Origin of the sequence: Streptomyces sp. NPDC029526 (assembly GCF_040637405.1) — a bacterium.
Classification (GTDB): Bacteria; Actinomycetota; Actinomycetes; order Streptomycetales; family Streptomycetaceae; genus Streptomyces.
Genome location: NZ_JBEZWE010000026.1, coordinates 13,501 through 33,661 on the forward strand (window position 1 = coordinate 13,501; position 20,161 = coordinate 33,661).

The window sequence follows — 20,161 nt, forward strand, 5'->3', positions numbered from 1 at the left end:
CTCACGCCGAAGGGGCTCGGGATCGTCCGCCGCTGGGCGATGGCCATCACCATCGGCAGCTTCCTGTTCGGCTTCGACACCGGGATCATCTCCGGCGCGCTGCTGTTCATCCGCGACGAGTTCGAACTGACCTCCTTCGAGCAGAGCTCGGTGGTCAGCGTCCTGCTGCTCGGTGCGGTCGCCGGTGCGCTGGGCAGCGGGAAGGTCTCGGACCGCTACGGGCGGCGTCCGCTCCTCGCCGGTCTCGGCGTGCTGTTCCTCCTCGGGATCATCGTCGCCGCGGTGGCCAATGGTTACTGGATGCTGATGCTCGGCCGCATCATCATGGGTCTCGCCGTCGGCGGGGTGTCGGCGACGGTGCCGACCTATCTCGGCGAGATGGCTCCGGCCCAGATCCGGGGCCGGGTGCTCAGTCTGAACCAGCTGCTCATCACCCTGGGCCTGCTCGCCTCCTACCTCGTGAACTGGGCGTTCGCCGACTCCGAGCAGTGGCGCGCGATGTTCTGGGTCGGCGGCATCCCCTCCGCGCTGCTGGTGCTGGTGTGCCTGTGGCTGCCCGAATCCCCGGTGTGGCAGATCAACAACGGCAAGACGGACCGGGCCCGCCGGACGCTCGACCGGGTCACCGAACCGGGCGGCGCGGACCTCGTCGTCTCCCGCTACGACGACACCGACACCGGTGGCGGGGGCAGTGGCGGTGACGGTGACGGTGACGATCGCGGTGGCGGTGGCGGAACCGGGACGGGGGGGCATGCGGGCCCTGTGGGTCCCCGCCGTACGACCCGCGCTGCTGGTGGGCGTCATCCTCGCCGCACTGCAGCAGTTCTCCGGCATCAACACGATCCTTTACTACGCGCCGACCATCATGGGCCAGGCCGGACTGTCCGCCTCGAACGCGATCTATTACTCCGTCTTCATCGGCATCGTGAACGTCATCATCACCGTGGTCTCGCTCGGCCTCGTCGACCGGATCGGGCGTCGGCCACTGCTGATCGGTTCCCTGGGCGGCATGGCGGTCTCCATCGCCCTGCTGGGGATCGCGTTCGTCGCGGATCTCAGCCCGCTCGTCATGCTCATCGCCATGATGCTGTACATCGTGGCCTTCGGGATCGGCCTGGGGCCGGTCTTCTGGGTCCTGCTCGGTGAGATCTTCCCTCCGGCCCAGCGCGCCGAGGGATCCGGTGCGGGCGCCACCGTCAACTGGCTCTCGAACTTCGTGGTGAGTCTGCTGTTCCTGCCGCTGATCTCCGCCATCGGGGAAGGCCCGACGTTCTGGATCTTCGCCGGCATCTGTGTGATCGGCGTGGGGTTCGTCGCCAAGTGGGTTCCCGAGACGCGCGGGCGGCACATCGACGAGGTGGGGCAGGACCTCCACCGGAGGTGGAACGCCCGGGCACGGTGAGGAGGTCGCTCACGGGGGCGTTGCCCGGCGGGTGGGGTACCGGTCGGCGGCGGGCCCGTCGGGGCGGAACGGTTTCGGGGTGCTGCCGTGACGGCGGAGCGGCTCCTCGTCGCGGAGGCTGTCGCCGACGGAAGCCTCCGCCGAGGCAACCGCCGACCAGACATCCCCGCGTGCCGACGAGACAGAGACATCCCCACGCGCCCAGCGGCGTAGTCCCTCAGCGCCGGCAGCGCCCGAAGGGCTCGGTACGCCTCAAGGACGGGGCGAAAGCCCGAGGGAGCCTTCGCGACGCGGGGGCGTCCGGCCCGGTGACGTCCTCGCCGGCCCAAAGCGTCCGCGGGAATGGGAGCGTCCCCGGGAATCGGGGTGCTTACGGTGCGAAGGCGTCGGCGTCCAGCTCGCGCAGCGACTCGACGACGCGGTCGGCGATCTCCTCGGGAGTACCGGACACATCGACCGTCACCCCCTTCTCGTCCGGCTCCAGCGGCTGGAGCTCAGCGATCTGGGAGGCGAGCAGTTTGGTGGGCATGAAGTGCCCCTGACGGCGGGCCAGTCGCTCCTCGATGACTTCGCGGTCTCCCGTGAGGTGCACGAACACGATGTCGGGAGCCGTGGCCCGCACCCGGTCGCGGTAGGCCCTCCGCAGCGCCGAACCGCTGATCATTCCGCCGGATTCGGTCCGGTCGCGGGCCCATTCACCGATGGTGTCCAGCCAGGGCCCGCGGTCCGCGTCGGTGAGCGGAGTGCCGCCCGACATTTTGGCGATGTTGGCCCGCGAGTGGAAGTCGTCGCCCTCGGCGAACGGGACGCCGAACCGGGACGCGAGCAGGACACCGATGGTCGTCTTACCAGTGCCGGTGACCCCCATGACCACCACGACCCGATTGCCGCTCATGATCCCCTCCGTACCAGCACGGGACGGACGGTGGGCATCGGGTGGGGGGTGCGAGGTGTCATGACGCGATCGTCTCAGGGAATCGGGACGCCGGCAGTCCTGGACCGGCTCATCGGGTACCGCGCCTCGCCGGGCCGGCACGGCTGCCGGGCCGGCACGGCTGTCGGGCCGGCACGGCTGTCGGGCGACATTCGTCGCGCTCGATGGGAGGCGCCTGTTCACCCGGCCCGGGTTCTCGTCACCGCGCCTCCCCGGCGCGCCGCACCTCTGCATCCATCTGTGGACGGCGTCCGGAGCGCCGGGGCGGAGGAACGTCGTTCAGTCGGCCGCGTCCACGAAGCCCAGCTTCCGGTTCATGGCAATCGCGGCCGCGTTGGCCGGATGGTGGAACGTGCGGACCCTGCTCGCTCCGCACTCCCGCACGAAGCCCATGGCGAACGTCTTCATGGCGATCGAGATCCCCCGGCCTCGGTACCCGGCTCGCACACCGGTCATCTCGTTGAACACGAAGCCCTCATGCCTCGATGTCGCCGCCATGCCCACCCAGTCGTCGCCCTCCACGGCGATCACGACGCCCCGCGGGTTGTAGGACGCATCCGCGAAGCGCCGCTCGGCGTACTCGTCGATAGAGAAGAACTTCCCTCGTCCCGGTATGTCTGCCGAGCATTCCTTGTTGAGTTCGTACAGTTTCCTGCGATGCTCCGGGGTGTCGCCCAGGTCCGCGAGAGTCGTCAGGCGCAGTCCGTTTAGTTGACACTCCGTCACATACCCCGCGAAACGGTCGTGGTCGAATCCGGCCACGTCGAGTTCGAGTCTCACCCACGTCTCGGACATCCCTGCCTGCCTCCGGTTGGTGCCTCGGTCCTGGTGGTCACCGCCGCGGCGGCCTGATGTGATCCTCCGTCGTGCTGCCGGTCAGGCTCGGCATGCCCGGGGCTCTGCCGGCTCATGCCCGGGCCGACCGGTGGTTCGTAGGGCATCGGGGCTGCTTCCGCTCTCCGCGTGGCTCTGCGGGTGCGGTGCCTCCTCTCGATCACCGATCGCTGCGACGGCAGCCGAGGGCGCCGCCGGTCGTGGCGCGGTCGCTCGGTCCATGGCTCGGTCACCCTGTCCATGGCTCGGTCGCCCGGTCCTCGGGAGTCGCGGCGGGTGGTCGGCGCTTCGCCGGGTCCGGACGGCAGGGTCAGTCCGCACCCTTCGCACTCTTCGCCCCCTCGTCGCCCTCGGCACCCTCGGCTCCGTCCGCGTCGTAGCGGGCGAGTGCGGGGCGTCGCGGCGTGTCGCCCCTGTCCGAGGAGTTCGGGAAGGTGACGACGCCCGCGGCGAGAACGGTCCGGGTACCGGGGATCAGTCGGGTCACGACGGCCTGGAACGGCTGGTCGAAGTCGTACTTGCGTTTCGGCTTCGGCACCTCGGACGGCTCCGGCAGCCGTTCCGGGCCGCGCAGCTTGTGCAGCTTCCCGTCCGGGGTCCGGCGCATCCTCGTGTCCAGGAGCAGGCCGCCGGCCCCGTCGGCGACGCTCGTGGCCGTCGTGAAGACCCGGCCGACGTCTGCGACGACGACCCTCGTCCACGAGGTGCCGTCCCCGGTCAGGACGATCTCCTGACTTTCCGGTTCCTCCTCCACCTCGCCGTGGTTGAAGTCGTGCCTGCCGAGTGCCCACAGGCGGTCGCCCACGGGGTCGTGCACGAGCGCGTCGAGCGAGGCGGACGGCTCCGGCGGCACGGGGTCGGGGAAGCGGTACGTGGGCGTGTCGAGTGGCTGCCAGGCGCCGTCCGACCACCGGGCCGTGGCCGGCTGCGGGTAGCAGATGTCCCGATCGCACCCGGGGTCGTGCCAACCGGCCGCCCAAGCGCGGGGAGTTCCGTCCTCGGCGGGCGCGGCGGCCAGGGCGGTGGCAGCGAAGGGGAGGGCGGGGACGTCCCAGCGTTGCCCGTCCCAGTGCAGCACCTTGCCGTAGTGGTTGACCCACAGGCCGGTTCCGGAGGCCACGCACCAGGCGGCTTCCGTCGGGCTGTACGTCCCCACGTCGCCCCGCACGGCCGGGGGTTCGGGCAGTCGCCGCCACGCTCCTCCCGTGCGGTGGAACACGGCCGGCCCGCCTCCGCCTCCCCCCGCTGCGCGCCGCGCGAGCCAGAGCTCACCGGGTGCTCCCACGGCCAGCGCCCAGGAGGAGGACGGATCGCCCGCCTTCAGTGCGTCGGGCAGTTCGGGAGCGCTCCACCGGGTGCCGTCCCAGTGCTCCAGGAACGGTGCGGAGGAGGACTTCCGTGTGCCCAGCAGCCACACGTCGTCCCGCGACGCGACGGCCATGGCCCGGTAGGACGCGCCGTCCTCCGGGGCGAGGTGCGTGTAGCGCCAGGCGCCGTCCGGCGATGCCGCGGACGCGCTGTCGGCAGCGGGCGGGGCGTCCTCGAGCCGGGCCGGGTCCGTCTGCGGACGGCCGGAAGGCGACTGCTTCTCCCCCTTCCCGCCCGGCTCGTCGCCGGTGGCGCACCCGGTCAGCACCGAGGCTCCGGCAAGTACGGCCAGGCCGAGCAGTGTGCGCCTCGTGGGCGGGGAAGCATTCATGCGCACCGACTGTAGTACCGGCTGTCCGGACGACCCGCGCGCCGGGTCGGAGCGAGCCGGGGCTCGGTGACTGCCCACGGAGAACGTGCTGACGGCGACGGGGGGAGTGTCGGGGCGGCATGATCGGCACGGCACAATGGCCGACCGGCCGTCAGGACCGAGTTCGGGGCAGAGGGGGCGGCACCAGGGTGAGACGGCGAGTTCGAAGCACGGTCCGAGGAGGCCTGGTCACGGCGATGCTGACCGCTGTGACGGCCTGCGCCCCGCCGACACCGCTGCCCCCACGGTTCTCAGGTCCTGCGCTGTCCGCGGACACGGCGGTGTCGGAGGTGCGGTCCGCTCTGGCGGCAGAGGGCGTCCGGGTACGGAGGGAACCGTCGGACGGTTCCGGACGGTGCTTGGAGCAGCTGTCCGGGCGGCATGACCCACGGACCGCGGGTGCCGCGGTGAAGGCCGCTCTCGCCCGTGCCCGTTCCGAGTACGGCTGGCGGTCGGTGCCGGGCACGCATGAGCGGACCGTGACGCTCGAGAAGGGGAACTGGCAGGCGATCGTCTTCCTGCCCGGCACACCCGCCCAGGGCATCGACGCACCGGTCTCCGTCACGCTGCTCTGCGTGGCCGACGGCAGCACGTCCCCGTCGAGCACGACGCCACCGCCCGACGAGGGACCGAGCCGGTCCGGAGCCTGAGGTCGGTCGCCCTCGGCCAACGGGCCCGGTGAACGAGGTCCCTGACTCGGGGAGGGACCGATGTCGGGACGCTGTGGGTGAGCCGGGAACGGCCGCCCCACCGCAGCCTGCGGTCGCGTATCGCCGCGCCCGGGCCCGGTGGCGGGTCGGCGCGAGGGGCGGCGGGCGCCGGGATTCCCGCTGCGAGGAACGGCACGGCGTTCACCGGGTTCACCGGGTTTGCCGGGTTCACCGGGTCAGGTGGGTCACCACCGAGCGCATCGCACGGCACACGGCCGGGCGGACCTCCTCGGGAGCGTCGACGGTCTCGAAGCCGTGGTGACCGTTCGGCACGTCGATCAGTTCGAGGTGCGCTCCGCACGCCTGCGCCTCGGTCACGAACGCGTCGACGGTGGCGGCGATCTCGGGGGTCTCCCGCCCGGCGCGGAGGAGAACGAGAGGCAGGGAGCCCGCGTGCGCGACCGCCCGCGCCGGGTGGAAGCGGCTGTCGGCCAGTCCCCAGTTGGGCATCGGCGCCAGGATCGGGTAGGAGGCGGCCAGGCAGCGCAGCCAGGCCGGGGGCCCGGCCAACCAGTCGGCGGCGAGCGGGCCGCCGCCGGAGAAGAACCACACGGCGATCCGGTCGGCGTCCACCCGGGGATCGGCCCGCACCAGGTCCACCGCGGCGCTGACGTCCTCGGCGGCACGCTCGTAGTCGGTGACGTCGTGGAGCCGGTGGTCCAGAGTGGCGCCGACCACGCCCTCGGCGGCGGCCAGGCGGGCGTATCCCACCAGCACCGGCCAGTCGCGCGGGGTCGGCCGTGCGTCCGCGGGAAGGGGCCCGCCGTGCACGAGGACCACGGCCGGCCGCGGCCCGTCGGCTTCGGGGCCGTACAGGTCGACGTGTCCCCTGCGGTCCCGGGGCACGTCGGGCACGTCCAGCGGGAAGGGGCGGAGGTGGGCGGGCACGGTGCCGGTGCCGGCCGGCCGCAGGCGGCGTCCCTCCCCCGCCGCTGCCCGCATCAGTGCGTCGGCCAGTTCCGTGGGGCGGGAGAGCATGGGCCAGTGTCCGGTGGAGAGTTCGAAGAAGGTGGTGCGGGGGTCGGTCAGGGTGGCCAGGGCCGGATCGCCGAAGTCGACGAGGCGTTGCACCAGGTCGATGCTGAGCCCGTTGAGGGTGCACAGCACTCCGGTGGTGGGCACCGCGGCCGCCCGTCCGGTCAGCCGCAGTGGCTGGAGCAGGGTGCCCAGTGGCTGCGGCGCGGCGAGCGTGGTGAGCCGGTCCAGTGCGGCGTCGGGGACGCCGGCGGTACTCCCCCAGCTCTGCCACCCCTCGCGGGTCGGCGGCGGCAGCACGCCCGCGTGGTCGCCGCGTTCGGCCCGTACGGCCAGTCGTGCGCGCAGAGCCTGGTCGGGGACGGCCGCGAGGGCCGGGGCGCCGTTCTGCGGCACCCCGCAGTCCAGGTGCACCACGCGGGCGACGCGCTCAGGACGCCGGTCCGCCGCCCCGAGCACGGGATGGATGCCGTAGTCGTGACCGACGAGGACGACGTCCCCGCCGGACACCGCGTCGATCGCGGCGGTCACGTCCGCGATGTGTGTCGCCAGATCGACACCTTCCGCAGGGGCGGGGCGGTCCGGGTCGACCGCGGTGAGCGGGACCGCGTGCACCTCGCTGCCTGCCGCGGTCAGCCGGTCGGCCGTCTCCCGCCACACGTGGGCGCCGGTGAACACGCCCGCCACCAGAACGAACACGGTCATGGCTCTCTCCGTAAGTTGTCAGGAAGTTGTCAGGCGGCGGGCGTCCCGCCGTCCGCGTACGCCGTCGCGCGTCGGCCGGGGTACGGCCCGGTCCACGCGTGCCGCTACGGTAGGAACTCCCCCGGAGGGAGGTTCAACTGTCCACCTCGCACGACGCATCGCACGACGCCCTGTGGACCATCGGTGAGCTCGCCGAGCGAGCGGGGGTCACGGTGAAGAGCGTCCGCTTCTACTCCGACCGGGGTCTGCTGCCCGAGGCGGCCCGCAGTGGCGGCGGGCACCGCCGGTACGCCCCGGAGGCACTGGAGCGGCTCCGGTTGATCCGGTCCCTGCGCGCCCTCGATCTGCCGCTGCCCGAGGTGCGCCGCGTGCTGGAGGCCGGGGGCGCGGCGGACCGCGTGCTGGAGGACGCCGTCGCGGGTCGTCTGCGCGCCGTGGGCAACGAGTTGAAGGCGTTGCGCTGGCGGGAGGCCGCGCTGCGGCTGGTGCGAGAGTGCCCGCCCGCGGAGCTGGCCGGACGGCTGCGGCTGGTCGGTTCACTCGACACTCCGCCGAGCACGGCTCCGCTGGCGCGTTTCTGGCGTGCCTGGCTCCCGGCCCGGATGCCCGCCCCGGCGACGGCCGCGTTCCTGGACGTGGCCGTTCCGCAGCCGCCCGACGAGCCGGAGCCGGCCCAGGTCCTCGCCTTCGCCCGGCTCCACGCGATGACGACGGCCCCCTGCCCCGATGGCCGGCAGCCCCGACCCGAGGTGCACCGGGCGGCCGGGGCCGACGGCGCGGCCAGGCTGTACGCGGGGCTCGCTGAGGCGTACGAGATCGCGGGCCCGCAGCTGCGCCAGGCGAAGGACCCGTACCCCGGCGAGGCGTTGGACGCCTATGTGGCGGCGTACGCGAGCGCGTACGGGGACAGGGACACCCGGCAGTTCCGCCGCCTGCTGGCCGCGCGGCTGGCGGCCGAGCCGCGGCTGACCGGGTACTGGGAGCTGACCGCGGTGGTCCGTACGGCTCCGGGCAGCCCCCCGGAGCCGACCCCCGGGCACGCGGACGAGTGGCTGCGCGCGGCACTGGAACGGGACAGCGCCGACAGGGCGTAGGGCACGGGGCGAGGCGCGGGGGCGTCGGAAGCGGGTGCGTGGCAGTTTGCGCCGCGGCACCGTGCGGTACCGGTCGGTGGCCGCGTCCTCCTGCTCGGCCTGGACCGGGTGGTCCACGTGTGGTCAGCCCGTGAGCGTGGCGAGCCAGTCGGTCAGCAGGCGGTTCACCTCATCGGGGCGCTCCTGCTGGACCCAGTGTCCGCAGCCGTCGAGGAGGTGGGATGCGGACAGGCCGGGGAGGGTGGTCGGGTGGGCGGCTACGGCGTCGGCCATCCAGGTGGTGGAGGCGTCCAGCGCGCCGCCGACGAACAGGGCCGGCTGCCTGAGGGGGGCACCGTGGTGGGCGGCGAGGTCCTCCCAGTCCCGGTCCATGCAACGGTAGCGGTTCAGCGCGCCCGTGAGCCCGGTGCGTTCGAACTCCCCGGCGTAGACGTCGAGGTCCTCGTCGCGCAGCCAGGCGGGAGAGGCAGCGGGGAAGCGGTCGCGCAGTCGGCCGCCCCGGACGACGAAGTGCGGGTCGGGCGCGTCCGGGGCCGGCATGGTGTCGGCGGACAAGGCCGCGTAGAAGCCGGCGAGCCAGCCCCGTACATCGGGCTCGATCTCCGCCTCGGCTCGGCCGGGTTCCTGGAAGTAGGAGACGTAGAACTCCTGCTCGGGGCCGCCGACTTGAACGAAGGTGTCGCTGGGCCGAGGGCCGCCGGGTGGCGCGTAGGGGACGCTCAGCAGAGCGACCGCGCGGACGACGTCCGGATGGAGCAGAGCGGTGGCGGCGGCGATGTTGGACCCCCAGTCATGACCGACGAGTACCGCGCTCTCCTCGCCGAGCGCCCGCACGACGGCGACGTTGTCCTCCACCAGCTCGACCATGCGGTAGGCATCGACCGCGGAGGGCTTGGAGGAACGGCCGTATCCGCGGACGTCGATCGCCACAGCCCGGAAACCGGCCGCGGCAAGGACCGGGAGCTGGCGGCGCCAGGAGTACCAGGACTCGGGGAAGCCGTGCAGGAGCAGGACCAGCGGACCGGTGCCCTGTTCCACCAGGTGCACGCGTCCGGCCGGTCCCTCGATGGTGCGGTGGCGTGGTGCGGTGCTCGGCTCTGACAGCACGCGGGCTCATCTCCTCGGTGCGGGGACAGGCGGGACGTTCTGCACCGATCATGCGGGGGGACGCCCGCCGGGCGAGAGGGGAGTTGCCGTTTCGGCAATGCGCCGTGTGGGCACCCTCCCCGCCTTCGGCGATCCGGCCGTGGCGGCCGTGGCGGCCGGCACAGCCGGTCGGGAGGGAGGGCCGTTCCGGGAGGGCTGGGTGAGGGGCGTCGGGAGGGAGCGGGAGGGCCCGGGCCCGGAGGGGTCTGTTCGTCACCGGCGAAGGCGTCTGTGATCCGCCGTCGGCGTTCTGCCAGGCTGTGTCCATGAAGACGACACCTGACGGACGACCGGTCCCGCCCGCGCACGCCGACGAGCGCACCATGCTGGAAGCATGGCTGGACTTCCACCGCGCGACGCTCACCCTGAAGTGTTCCGGCCTCACGGATGCCCAACTGCGGACTGCTGCCGCTTCGCCGTCGTCCATGACGTTGCTCGGCCTCGTGCAGCACATGGCCGAGATCGAACGCAACTGGTTCGCCCGTGTCTTCGCAGGCCAGGCGCTGCCGCCGGTCTTCGGGGAGGACAACCGCGACGGCTTCGCCCTCCGTCCGGAGCGAGGGCTCGACGAGGCGACGGCTGCCTGGCGGGCGGAGGTCGACCGGGGGCGTGCGCTGATCGCCGACGCCTCGCTCGACGACTCCGGCCATCTGTCCGACCAGGAAGCGGGGCACCTCGGCGATCAGGGCGTCTCCCTGCGCTGGATCCTGGTGCACATGATCGAGGAGTACGCACGGCACAACGGCCATGCGGATCTCCTCCGCGAGCAGGTCGACGGGGCCACCGGCGCCTGAACCGTCCGGGTACGGCCGACGGCGGGACGGGGACGAGCAACCGGCCGGGGTGTGCCGGGCCATCGCGTGGGGTCCCGAGAGCCCCGGACGGTTCCGAAGGGCTGATGAGGGCTCCGGGCGAGCACGGCACAGCCCCGGGAGGACAGGGCGCACCGTGGCGGAAGGGGCGCACCGTGGCGGACGGAGCGTCGTGGGCGTCAGCGGGCTCGAGGACCGTCCTCCCTCGGACAGCGGAACAGGCGGGGGCCGGTGCGGCGGCCTCCTCCCCCGGGCGTGGGCAGATCGCCGGTACCGAGCAGGAATCAAGAAGCCACCGCGGGCGGTCCACGACTAGCGTGATCGGCATGAACTCCCTCACCAGCGTCACCCTCGAAGTGGACGACCTCGACGCGGCCTCCCGCTTCTACGCCGCCGCCTTCAGTCTGGGCCCCCAGGTGCGTCTGCGGGCCTCGACCGCCCCCACCTCGGGCTTCCGCGGCTTCACCATGTCGATCACCGTGCCTCAGCCGGCCGACGTCGACAGCTTCCTCGACAGTGCCCTCCAGGCCGGGGCCACCCAGCTGAAACCCGCCGAGAAGTCCCTGTGGGGCTACGGCGGTGTCGTGCAGGCACCCGACGGCACCGTATGGCAGCTCGCCACCTCCACCAAGAAGGGCAGTGGGGCCGCCACGCGCACCATCGAGAGCCTCGTCCTCCTCCTCGGGGTCGAGGACGTCAAGGCGAGCAAGCAGTTCTACACGGAGCAGGGCCTGAAGGTGGGCAAGAGCTTCGGCGGCAAGTACGCGGAGTTCACCTCGCAGGACACCGACGCGGTCAGCCTCGCCCTGTACAAGCGCCGCGGCCTCGCCAAGGTCGCCGGAGTGGACGCGGAGGGCTCCGGCGCGCACCGCGTCATCCTCCACGGACACAGCGGAGAGTTCACCGACCCCGACGGGTTCGCCTGGACCACGAGCCCCGTTCCCGCGCCGGAAACACCGTCCTGAGCCTCGCGCCGTCCCCCGGCGCGCTCTCCGGGCGGGTGACCTGGAGCACGGGCTCGTCCGTCGCCGACGGATCTGTCGGCGCCCTCGGCATGACAGCGCTGGCTTGCCATGGCCGTTGCGAGGTGTGCGGCATCGAGTACTGCCCGGGCGGCAGTTGTTGCTGTGCAGCGCGCGGTCGTCCGTGGAACGCCCGTGACACGATCGACATGTCGCGCCCCCGTTTCCTGCTGCGGGCGGGTTCCGTTTCAGGCGGGTTCCGTTTCTCAGCACGTGACGCGCTACAGCCTCGTGGCCGCGTGGGCCATCGGCGCCGCTCCGCTCCGGCGACGCCCCGGTTCCGTCTCCGTCGCCCCGCCTGTCGTCGCTCCTCCGGTCGCCGCCCCTCCTCCCCCACGTCCTGCGGCGTGCGTCATACGCCCGTCACCGAAACTCGTAGCAGCGGGGGGTGACCGCCGCCGGCGTTCCCACCACTGCCGTACGGTGCGCTACCGCCGCGGTTTACCCGGAAGTCACACCGGCGTCCGACGCCCTCGGCGGGGGCGCTCCGTACCTTCGATGGCGACCACACAGGGTTCCCGTGCGATCGGCACGGGACAGAAGGGGGAAGCATGCTGACGAAGCGATTCGCCACCGTTCTCGGGTCCACGGCCCTCGTCCTGGCCGGCGTCGCCGGTGGGGCGGCTTCGGCGCAGGCGGCGCCAGTGCAGGCCACTCCGGTACAGATCACCGCGGGTGGTACGGCGCCCGCGTGCATCCAGCGGAGCGTCGTGAACACCCCCGACGGCGGCATGCAGGCGTGGGTGTACAACAACTGCGGCAAGACGATGCGGGTCAAGATCGTCGTCAAGAACTGGCGCGACACCTCGTGCAAGACCATCAAGAACAAGAAGAGCGCCTACTTCCGCACCGTCGGCGGCCGCTACGACCGGACGGCGGTCTGCTGATCCGCCTCACCCGTGAGCGGGGGGTGGCCCGGCGCGCAGAGTGCCGGGCCACCCCCTCTTCGTGGTGCGGTACCAACCGTCCCTCAGCGGATCCACAGAGTTACCGAGCTACCGGGCTACCGGGCTACCGGGCTACCGGGCTACCGGGCTACCGCACGCTACGCCTGCGCCCGTAACGGAGGGCACGGGCGGGACGCCCTGGCCACGAAGGGCCGGGACGCGACGGTGATCGTGACCGAAAGGGCGGCGAGAGCGGTGATCGCCACGGCGGGCGCGACGTACTGCGCGAGACCGCCCGCCATCGCCGCTGCGACACCCTGGCACGCCAGTCGGCCCGCCGACTCGACGCCCTGCACCTGCCCGCGTATCGGGGCCGGGGTCAGCGCCAGCAGCCGTTCCTGCAGCGGCAGGGTGGCCGCGAAGCCGGCGCCGGCGAGGAACACGGCGGCCGTGAGCACCGGCATGGGCGGGTGGACGGCGAACAGCAGGTAGGGGACCGCCAGCAGCAGCCGCAGGAGCAACGCTGTCCGGCCTCGCTGAGCTGCGGTGAGCAGCCGCCCGACGGTCAGGTCACCGAGGAGCATGCCCGCCGCGCCGGCGGCCAGCAGCACCCCTGCCCGGTCCGGGGCGTAGGAGATGAACAGGGCCTCGCAGCCGACGATCAGGCCGTTGGGGACCCAGAGGTTCAGCAGCAGGGCCCGGCGGCCGGGGTGGGCGAACAGGGCGGCGTTGTTCCTCCAGGTCTGCCGCGGTCCCGGACGACGGGCCAGGCGGATCGGACGTTCCCGCAGGGTGGTTGCCACGACGAGGAGCCCGGCACCGGTCAGAGCCGTCGCGACGGCGAAGAGGTCACCCGGCGTCGACGAGCGCAGGAGCAGGCCGCCGGCGGCGTAGCCGGCGACCGCGGTGCAGCCCGCCGTGATGTTCATCAACGAACGTGCCAGTGCGTACGCGGAGGCCGGCAGCAACGCGGTGACCAGTCCCATCCGGGTGCCGGTGCCGAGGGACTGGAAGAAGCCGAGCACGAGGAGCAGTCCGAACCGTGCGGCCAGTGGCAGTCCCGGAAGCGCCTGAGCGGCGACACCCGCCAGGGAGACCGACTGGAGCACCACGAGAGTGCGGCGGGGGCGGCTGCCGTCGGCGACCGACATCAGGGTCGTCGCGCCGATCACGGTGGCGAAGGTGGCGCCGTACATGCTCACGGCGGTGAGAAAGGGGGATCCGGTCTCCCGGTCGACCAGGGTGCCGAGCGCGAAGCCCGACAGGGTGCTCGCCGCGACAGTCAGCGCGAAGCTGACGTAGAGGCCCGCGAACTCGCGGTTGCGGAGCAGAGCACGGTAGGTGGTGGGCGGCGTGACGGGGATGGCGACTTCGGAGTGCATGAAAAAAGCCTCCGGGCGCCCTTGTTGGGATGCCGAAGGCCGAGGGGGTCATTCTAGCAGTGCCTGGTGCCTGTTCCACGGGGTGCCTTGCGTGTCATCTCTGGCCGTCGCCGACCCGTGGTCGCCGTTTCCCAGGCCGTCGCCGACCCATGGCCGACGCGCCGGACGCCGACGGGCCGGCCTCGGCCGTGGCGCTCATCCGCCGGTGTTGACCAGCAGGGTTCGCGCTGTCGGGCGGTGGCGCCCCGCCCGCCTCTCAACATCCGCCGCCCCAATCATTCCTTTGGCCGCATATGTGCGACACCATTTCTCCCGTAAGACATCGGTTCACGCGGTTCAAGCGATTCTCGCGGTTCAAGCGGTTCATCCAAGGAGATCAGTGACCAAGGTCAGCATCGTGGTGCCCGTGTACAACGGGGGCCGTTACCTCGAACTCTGCGCTCCGTCCCTGCTCCACCAGAGCCTCGGCGCCGACGCCTACGAGATCGTCTACGTGGACGACGGTTCCACCGACGACTCCCCGCAGCGCCTGGACCGGCTGGCCGCCGAGCACCCCCACGTCCGCGTGATCCACCAGGAGAACTCCGGCTGGCCCGGGAAGCCCCGCAATGTCGGTGTGCGGGCCGCGCGCGGCGAATACGTCCAGTTCGTCGACCAGGACGACGAACTGACCCCGCGGGCCCTCGAACGCCTCTACGACCTCGCCGTCCGCAACAACTCCGACATCGTCATGGGCAAGGTCGCCGGTACGATGCAGGGCCCCAGCAGGGTCTTCAAGCACACGGTCGAGCAGTGCACGGTCGAGGACGCGCCGCTCTTCGAGAGTCTCACCCCGCACAAGATGTTCCGACGCGACTTCCTGCTGGGGCACGGCATCGAGTTCCCGGAAGGGCCGGTCCGCCTGGAGGACCAACTGTTCATGGCCCGGGCCTACGTCCGCGCCAAGATCGTCTCCATTCTCGCGGGTCCTCCCTGCTACATCTGGAACCGCCGCGACGACGGCGGCAACACGAGCAGCCGTGCCACGACACCCGAGGACTACTACGGTCACCTGCGCACCGTCGTCGACGCCGTCAAGGAGGTCATCCCGCCGGGACCGCTCCAGGATCACCTCCTGCGCCGCTCCTACCGTGTCGAACTCCTCCGCCCGGTCAGCGAACCGCGCGTCCTGCAGCGCACCGGGCCGAACCTGGAGCGGTACTTCACCGTCGTTCGCAGCATGGCTCGTGAGAGCTTCCCGCCGGGCGTCAGGGACGGTCTGCCCGCGATCAGCCGGCTGAGGGCGCACCTGCTGGAGGAGGGGCGCCTGGACGACCTGGTCGAGCTCGCCCGCCGGACCGCGAACATCAAGCCGCGGCTCACCGTGGACCGTGTGGGCCGACGGGACGGCCGCCTTCACCTCGACGTCACGGTCGGCATGGTCCGCCCGGACGGCGAGCCCCTGACCCTGGTGGAGCGCCACGGTCGTCTGTATCTCGACCCGGAACTCCTGGCGGGCATTCCCGGCGCCGTGGACTGGGAGGTCCCCCACCCGCTCGGGCACGCGCACGGTGACGTCCTCGTCCACGACACGGCCCGGAACCGCTGGTACTTCACGGACGGTGACCTCCGCCCGTGCATCGAGGCCCTCGGCGACCACCGTCACCGCGTGGTCGTGAGGGGGCGGACCGTCATCGCCCCGGAAACGCTGGCGAACGGCGAGGCGTCGGCGCCGGGCACCTACACGGTGTGGGCCAGCGCCCAACTCCTGGGCGTCGGGCGTCGCTTGCGCGTCACCGGGCCGAACGCCCCGGCTCTGCCCACGGACGGGGTGCCCCGCACGCGGCGCGGAAGGACGGCCGCCGGCCGTTCGCCCCTGCTGGTGGTCCCCGACTGGGGCGGGCCGTCCGGTCAACTGCGCCTGTCCGTCGCCCCCGCCGACCGGACGACGACCTCCCGCCGCATCCTCCTGTCCGCTTCGGCGGCCCCCCGTCTTCGCCGTGGCGCCCGCACCATCGTCAACCACCTGCCGCCCGACGCCCGCGACAAGGTGCGGGCCCTGGCGCGCAAGGCCGATCCCTGGACCAGGGCGGGGAAGAAGTAGGCCCCAGGAGCGGCGGGCGGGCAGGGCCGGGGACGGTCGCTGCCCGCAGCCGAGAGCGTGCCGTTCCTGCTCGACCTGCTCTTCGCCCTCGACCGTCGGCCCCGCCCGTACCACAAGTACCTCGCATGGGAACTCGACCGGTATCCCCTCCCGGGCTGGGACACCGACGAGTTGCTCTCCGCGGTGGACGTCATCTCGACGACGGGTGGTGTGGCAGCACAGCAGCAGCTGTTCGGCCTGGTGGAAACGGCGGCACGACGGGCCGGGCTCGGGGCGGTGCTGGACGCGTGGGGCGAGGACCTCGACCTGCTGCGGGCGGCGCAGGACTGAGCGGGGGTGTTCTCGATGACCCGGGGGCCGAGGGTCGAGGCTGCGCGGCGACCCGACCTGCCGGACGGGCGGACGGACGGGCGGACGGACGGGCGGGTGGGCGGGCCGTGGGCGTCGGCTGACAGGCGGCCGGAGGTGCGGCGCAGCGCCCGCGGGGGCGGGCCGTCGGCGCCCGGACAGGGTGGGGAGGGAGACGGGCGCTCCCCGCACACCGGGCGCCCTCACGTCAACGCCCCGACGTCAACGTCCCACCCGTTGGCAACCTACTCGAACGGGTGAATCAGGGCCTGGGCGGGGAGGCATGGACGGGTCGGCCGTCACCGCCCATGGCGGGCATCCGACGGGGCGACCGTCCGTGGGATCCACCGGGCGGGCCCCGCGATATCACCGGACCGTGGGCCTCCCGGGGCGGTGACGCACGTGTCGGCGCGTCCGGACACCGTGCATCACGCCCTGCGTTCGGCCCTGTTGCACACCCGGAGCAGTTCCGGTACTTCCCCCTGGTGCACGGTCCCGGGCCGACGACGCCCCGTACGGTGGGACGGCGACGCGCGGTGTCCGGGCGTGCGCGAAGCGAGGGTGGGCCGGGGACGCGGAACGCGGGGAGGATGAGAAGGATGGCGGAGGTCGCTGCGAACGAGCCGGTCGAACGGGTCGCCGGCCGTCGGTGGACGGTGCGTCTCGACCCGGCGGGCCGGGGCAGCACGGTGGTGCGCGTCTCGTGCAGCCGCCCGGCCTGTGCGGAGCAGCGCCTGCCGACCCCGGCAGCCGGCCGCGCGGCGGCGGTGGCCCATCTCAAGGCTCACCTCCGTGCGGCCGCCCGGCCGAGGGCTGATGCCGACTGTGCCTGCCGCTCGGAGGGGTGCCGGATGCACCTGAGGCCGACCGACCGGCACGACCGGATGCCGTCCTGGCGGTGCGGCGGTGCGGTCGTCCTGGCCGTCGTCACCGACCGGGAGGGCCGGTGGTGGCAGGTGACGGAGTGCTGTTCGCGCTGTGCGGCCGCGACCCCCGGAGCGCAGGTCGTCGACACCTCTCCGGCCGTGGCACCCCGCACGCCCCCGGGCGCCGCGCCCCGCCCGGCGGGCCCCCGTCCCGCCGGTGATGCCACCGCTCCCCCCGAGCAGCCGTCGGCGGGGCCGGTCGGCGTACCGCAGTTCTCCCACCTCCCCGTGTCCGGGGCCCGCGCGTCCGGGGCCCGCGGGTCCGGGGCCCGCCCCGAGACGGTGCCGGAGCCGCGTTCCGGACCCCCTCGGCGCCGGCCTCCCGCGGGAAGGATCGCGCAGCGCTACATCCCGCACGATCTGCAGCCCGCCGTCCTGCGCGACGAACTCGTGGAGCTCGGCAGCCGGTTCCGCGCCTACCAGCAACGCAGCGAACCGGATCTCTCCCTGCTCGCCGACCTCCACGAGCGCAAGGCGCGCGCCTTCGCGGCCTGGGCCGACGTCAGCGGGGACATCAACCTCCGGCTGGAGGCCCGGCGCGCCGAACAGGCCGCCGCCACGGCGCGGGCGCAGCACCTGCAGCGGACCGGCGAGTCCCTGGACGGCACCACGCCGGCGGTGGCGCGGGTGCTGACCTCGCCGGCGCAGTGGGACCACGCGCGGTCCGTCCTCGCCCACGTCGCACAGCACAGCCCGCTGCCCGGCCCCGACGCGCGGCTCCTGACGCTGATGCTGACCCTGCGCGCCGCCCACTCCGGCCAGGGCAACATCGTCGGCCAGGACGTCAGTTCCCTGGGTCTGACCGGTCCCGAAGAGCTGGTCGAGCAGCTGACCGGCTGCGGCTGGCTGCGTCTTCCCGGCACCGTCGACGACCTGTTCGCCTCACGGCCGGAGAACCCCACCCCCATCACTGTCCCGAGCCTGCTGCCCGGCCCGGACGGGTCCGGCCCCTTCGCGTTCGGCAGGAAGCTGCGGCCGAAGCTGAGCGGCTGGGCGCAGAGGGTGATCTCCGACAAGAAGCTGCGCAAGGCCAAGGCGACCTCTGCGGTGCGCCTGCTCGCCCTGCAACTGGCGACCCGGACCGACGCCGAGGGGCACCTGGACGCGGGCGGGCAGGGCATCCCCCTCGCAGCCGTCTCCGCCTGGGTGGCGACGGATGCCGACGCGCTGCAGCCGATGGTCGACCTGCTGGTGCGGGCGGGGTGGCTCACGGACGACGCCGTCCTCTCCGACACGCATCTCGCCGGCCGGGTGGGCGAACGTGTCCTGCCGTTCACCTGTCCCCTCACCTGATCCGCTCACCTGATCCGCCGTTCCGGGCGGCAGGCAGGGGGACGCGGGTGCGCTCCTCTCTCGGCAAGGCGCGCCACCCTCGGGCTGTGTCTCGTGTGTCTCGGTGGGCCGGGCGCCGCCGGGGTCTGCGTCGCAGTGGCCGGCGCCGCCCGGGGCCGCGTCACGGTGGGCCGGGCGCCGCCCGCGGGCTGCGTCACGGTGCCGGGTACCCCACCTCCACCGGGCCACAGCCGATGCGTTCCGCCTCGGCGCGGACGTAGCGCGGCAGCATGTCCCGTATGAAGCCCTTGCTGTCGGTGCGGTCGACGGTCTCCACGGTCATGACCACCCTGCCCGTCTGACAGGTCAGGTGGTACGTGGCACGGTTCGGGCCGATCACTCCGCTTCCCTTCGTGCCCTTCACCGGGTCACCTCCGCTGCCCAGCTCCCTCGTGTGGATCCCCGAGACTCCCGGGTCGACGATCGTGGACATCCGCACCGCCACGTAGAGGTTCTCGCCCGCGTCGCAGGTCCGTGCCGCCCCGCCCTCACCGCTGACGCGGCTGAACTTCAGCCACTTCCGGTGCGGGGCGGGAAGCGCGAGGCCCTTCACCCCGCAGAAGGTGTCCGGCTGCGTTTCCTCCCATTCGGGCAGGTCGGACAGCTTCCCCGGTGCGGAGTACGAGCCCCGGCAACCGAGTTCACGCATGACTCCGTTGGCCGCGTCGACGACCACGCGCGCCAGGGCCGCGCGGTCTTCCCGGTCGCGCCCGGAACTGTTGTCGAAGTCGTGCTCGCCCCGCGCCACGTCCACCACAGTCGAGCCACCCGACAGGCCCGGCTTCCCCACACAACTCTGCGGCAGGGCGAGCCACGCGCGGGAGGCGGACACCATGCCGGGCAGGTCCGCGCCCAGGGCCACCATGCGGCTGGAGAGGTACTCGGCCGGCCAGATGCGACTGTCCTTGCCGTACGTGGCGTCGAGGGCGTGGACGCGGATGGTGACCTGCTCGCTCGCCTCGTCGCCCTTGAAGCTGGTGATGCGGCACTGGCCGTAATGGAGGGCGGCTCGGCTCGGGTCACGCCGCAGCCGCTGTTCCTCGACCTCCAGACGCCGGTCCCCGAAGAGCGCGGAGACGCTGCCCTCGCGGAGGGAGTCCCAGCAGGGGTCGGGCTTCAGCATCGGCAGGGTGTCGGTGCGCCACGCCACGGTACCGGCGCCCAGCAGGACGCCGACGAGGCCGGCGGCCGTGGCGGTGACGACGGTGCGGTGGCGGAGGACCCGCCGGATCCAGGACGGCCGGGCGACGCTCCGGGGCGGTGGGGCGGGCACGCCCACGCGGGGTGCGGCGGCCGGCCCGGGTGCGGGTGCGGGTTCCCCCTGCGTACCGTCGGCCGGGCGGGTGGCCGGGGCGGTCCCGGCGCCGCCGGCACCGTGCTCGGTCGCCTCGGCGGGCGTGGCGGTGGGGTCGTTGTCGTCCGTGGTCATGCCTTGCCCTCAGTCCTGCATCCGACGCGGTGGCCCACGGATGCGACGAATTTCTCGAACGACCGCTCCACGGCGGCCTTGTTGACGGCGGGGGCCCCGTTGACGCGTCCGTAGAAGACGGTCTCGCGGCCGTCGCACGTGACGCGCGCAAGACCGTCGCGCTTACCCTCCGGCAGCCGGCCGTGCCGCTCCGCGGCGCCCCCGGGCACGGGGCCGTAGTCGACGGTGACCCGTTCCCCGAAGCGCACGGAGGTCCGGGAGGCGCCGCGGTCCGAGGTCGAGGCGTACGGGCCGATCCCGGCCGCGACCAAGGTGCCGGCCGGAATCCCGGCCACGACAGAGAGGCGCTTCCGCGCGCCGGTACTCACGTTGTTCCCCCGTTGAAACAGTGAAGTCAGAGCA

16 protein-coding genes and 2 pseudogenes are annotated in these 20,161 nt (G+C 72.7%); 10 read left to right on the forward strand and 8 right to left on the reverse strand.

Annotated elements, in window-relative coordinates:
* Nucleotides 1-39: 39 nt before the first annotated feature.
* Nucleotides 40-573: pseudogene (locus AB0F01_RS29670) on the forward strand (MFS transporter); the annotation flags it as partial.
* A 106-nt stretch (nt 574-679) separates the two neighbouring features.
* A complete protein-coding gene (locus tag AB0F01_RS29675; RefSeq protein ID WP_362102045.1) occupies nt 680-1,402 on the forward strand; it encodes an MFS transporter in 723 nt (240 codons plus the stop codon).
* A 370-nt stretch (nt 1,403-1,772) separates the two neighbouring features.
* Here AB0F01_RS29675 and AB0F01_RS29680 read toward each other — a convergent pair whose 3' ends face one another.
* The 3 genes from AB0F01_RS29680 to AB0F01_RS29690 form a co-directional block, all read right to left on the reverse strand.
* Nucleotides 1,773-2,297: a gluconokinase gene (locus AB0F01_RS29680; protein WP_362102048.1), complete on the reverse strand. Its 525-nt coding sequence runs from the start codon at nt 2,295-2,297 to the stop codon at nt 1,773-1,775.
* Between the two features lie 318 nt (nt 2,298-2,615).
* A complete protein-coding gene (locus tag AB0F01_RS29685; RefSeq protein ID WP_362102051.1) occupies nt 2,616-3,131 on the reverse strand; it encodes a GNAT family N-acetyltransferase in 516 nt (171 codons plus the stop codon).
* 349 nt (nt 3,132-3,480) lie between these two features.
* Nucleotides 3,481-4,869, reverse strand: a complete 1,389-nt coding sequence (locus AB0F01_RS29690; protein ID WP_362102053.1) for a hypothetical protein — start codon at nt 4,867-4,869, stop codon at nt 3,481-3,483.
* 518 nt (nt 4,870-5,387) lie between these two features.
* Here AB0F01_RS29690 and AB0F01_RS29695 point away from each other — a divergent pair.
* Nucleotides 5,388-5,558, forward strand: a complete 171-nt coding sequence (locus tag AB0F01_RS29695; protein ID WP_362102055.1) for a hypothetical protein — start codon at nt 5,388-5,390, stop codon at nt 5,556-5,558.
* Between the two features lie 228 nt (nt 5,559-5,786).
* Here AB0F01_RS29695 and AB0F01_RS29700 read toward each other — a convergent pair whose 3' ends face one another.
* On the reverse strand, nt 5,787-7,298 hold the full coding sequence (locus AB0F01_RS29700) for an alpha/beta fold hydrolase (RefSeq protein WP_362102057.1): 1,512 nt from the start codon (nt 7,296-7,298) through the stop codon (nt 5,787-5,789).
* A gap of 212 nt (nt 7,299-7,510) precedes the next feature.
* On the opposite strand from AB0F01_RS29700, the gene AB0F01_RS29705 reads away from it, so the two are divergent.
* The gene (locus AB0F01_RS29705) at nt 7,511-8,392 is read left to right on the forward strand and encodes a MerR family transcriptional regulator (RefSeq protein WP_362102060.1); all 882 of its coding nucleotides are present in this window, start codon (nt 7,511-7,513) and stop codon (nt 8,390-8,392) included.
* A 123-nt stretch (nt 8,393-8,515) separates the two neighbouring features.
* On the opposite strand, the gene AB0F01_RS29710 is transcribed toward AB0F01_RS29705, so the two are convergent.
* Nucleotides 8,516-9,499, reverse strand: coding sequence for an alpha/beta hydrolase (locus tag AB0F01_RS29710; protein WP_362102063.1), 984 nt, complete (start codon nt 9,497-9,499; stop codon nt 8,516-8,518).
* Nucleotides 9,500-9,804: 305 nt separating this feature from the next.
* Between AB0F01_RS29710 and AB0F01_RS29715 the strand changes: the two genes are divergently transcribed.
* The 3 genes from AB0F01_RS29715 (at nt 9,805) to AB0F01_RS29725 (ending at nt 12,259) form a co-directional block, all read left to right on the forward strand.
* Nucleotides 9,805-10,332: a DinB family protein gene (locus AB0F01_RS29715; RefSeq protein ID WP_362102066.1), complete on the forward strand. Its 528-nt coding sequence runs from the start codon at nt 9,805-9,807 to the stop codon at nt 10,330-10,332.
* A 344-nt stretch (nt 10,333-10,676) separates the two neighbouring features.
* Nucleotides 10,677-11,315 carry a glyoxalase gene (locus AB0F01_RS29720; RefSeq protein WP_362102069.1) on the forward strand — a complete coding sequence of 213 codons (639 nt, stop codon included), beginning with the start codon at nt 10,677-10,679 and terminating at the stop codon, nt 11,313-11,315.
* A 608-nt stretch (nt 11,316-11,923) separates the two neighbouring features.
* A complete protein-coding gene (locus tag AB0F01_RS29725; protein WP_362102072.1) occupies nt 11,924-12,259 on the forward strand; it encodes a hypothetical protein in 336 nt (111 codons plus the stop codon).
* Between the two features lie 158 nt (nt 12,260-12,417).
* Here AB0F01_RS29725 and AB0F01_RS29730 read toward each other — a convergent pair whose 3' ends face one another.
* The gene (locus AB0F01_RS29730; RefSeq protein ID WP_362102075.1) at nt 12,418-13,641 is read right to left on the reverse strand and encodes a hypothetical protein; all 1,224 of its coding nucleotides are present in this window, start codon (nt 13,639-13,641) and stop codon (nt 12,418-12,420) included.
* 379 nt (nt 13,642-14,020) lie between these two features.
* Here AB0F01_RS29730 and AB0F01_RS29735 point away from each other — a divergent pair, with 379 nt between their 5' ends.
* The 3 genes and pseudogenes from AB0F01_RS29735 (at nt 14,021) to AB0F01_RS29745 (ending at nt 18,291) form a co-directional block, all read left to right on the forward strand.
* On the forward strand, nt 14,021-15,724 hold the full coding sequence (locus tag AB0F01_RS29735; RefSeq protein ID WP_362102077.1) for a glycosyltransferase: 1,704 nt from the start codon (nt 14,021-14,023) through the stop codon (nt 15,722-15,724).
* A gap of 39 nt (nt 15,725-15,763) precedes the next feature.
* Nucleotides 15,764-16,054, forward strand: a pseudogene (locus tag AB0F01_RS29740) (hypothetical protein); the annotation flags it as partial.
* 869 nt (nt 16,055-16,923) lie between these two features.
* Nucleotides 16,924-18,291 (forward strand): hypothetical protein, encoded by a 1,368-nt coding sequence (locus tag AB0F01_RS29745; RefSeq protein ID WP_362102079.1) that lies wholly within the window; start codon nt 16,924-16,926, stop codon nt 18,289-18,291.
* 193 nt (nt 18,292-18,484) lie between these two features.
* Here AB0F01_RS29745 and AB0F01_RS29750 read toward each other — a convergent pair whose 3' ends face one another.
* On the reverse strand, nt 18,485-19,759 hold the full coding sequence (locus AB0F01_RS29750; protein ID WP_362102081.1) for a hypothetical protein: 1,275 nt from the start codon (nt 19,757-19,759) through the stop codon (nt 18,485-18,487).
* Entirely contained in the window at nt 19,756-20,094 is a 339-nt protein-coding gene (locus AB0F01_RS29755; RefSeq protein WP_362102084.1) for a hypothetical protein, read from the reverse strand. The genes AB0F01_RS29750 and AB0F01_RS29755 overlap by 4 nt, the downstream gene beginning before the upstream one ends.
* Nucleotides 20,095-20,161: the final 67 nt, after the last annotated feature.

What these genes read in the sequence shown, in the direction of transcription:
- AB0F01_RS29680 (WP_362102048.1), bottom strand. Translation starts at nt 2,297, where the DNA reads ATGAGCGGCAATCGGGTCGTGGTGGTCATGGGGGTCACCGGCACTGGT.
- AB0F01_RS29685 (WP_362102051.1), bottom strand. Translation starts at nt 3,131, where the DNA reads ATGTCCGAGACGTGGGTGAGACTCGAACTCGACGTGGCCGGATTCGAC.
- AB0F01_RS29690 (WP_362102053.1), bottom strand. Translation starts at nt 4,869, where the DNA reads ATGAATGCTTCCCCGCCCACGAGGCGCACACTGCTCGGCCTGGCCGTA.
- AB0F01_RS29700 (WP_362102057.1), bottom strand. Translation starts at nt 7,298, where the DNA reads ATGACCGTGTTCGTTCTGGTGGCGGGCGTGTTCACCGGCGCCCACGTG.
- AB0F01_RS29715 (WP_362102066.1), top strand. Translation starts at nt 9,805, where the DNA reads ATGAAGACGACACCTGACGGACGACCGGTCCCGCCCGCGCACGCCGAC.
- AB0F01_RS29720 (WP_362102069.1), top strand. Translation starts at nt 10,677, where the DNA reads ATGAACTCCCTCACCAGCGTCACCCTCGAAGTGGACGACCTCGACGCG.
- AB0F01_RS29725 (WP_362102072.1), top strand. Translation starts at nt 11,924, where the DNA reads ATGCTGACGAAGCGATTCGCCACCGTTCTCGGGTCCACGGCCCTCGTC.
- AB0F01_RS29730 (WP_362102075.1), bottom strand. Translation starts at nt 13,641, where the DNA reads ATGCACTCCGAAGTCGCCATCCCCGTCACGCCGCCCACCACCTACCGT.
- AB0F01_RS29745 (WP_362102079.1), top strand. Translation starts at nt 16,924, where the DNA reads ATGCACCTGAGGCCGACCGACCGGCACGACCGGATGCCGTCCTGGCGG.
- AB0F01_RS29750 (WP_362102081.1), bottom strand. Translation starts at nt 19,759, where the DNA reads ATGACCACGGACGACAACGACCCCACCGCCACGCCCGCCGAGGCGACC.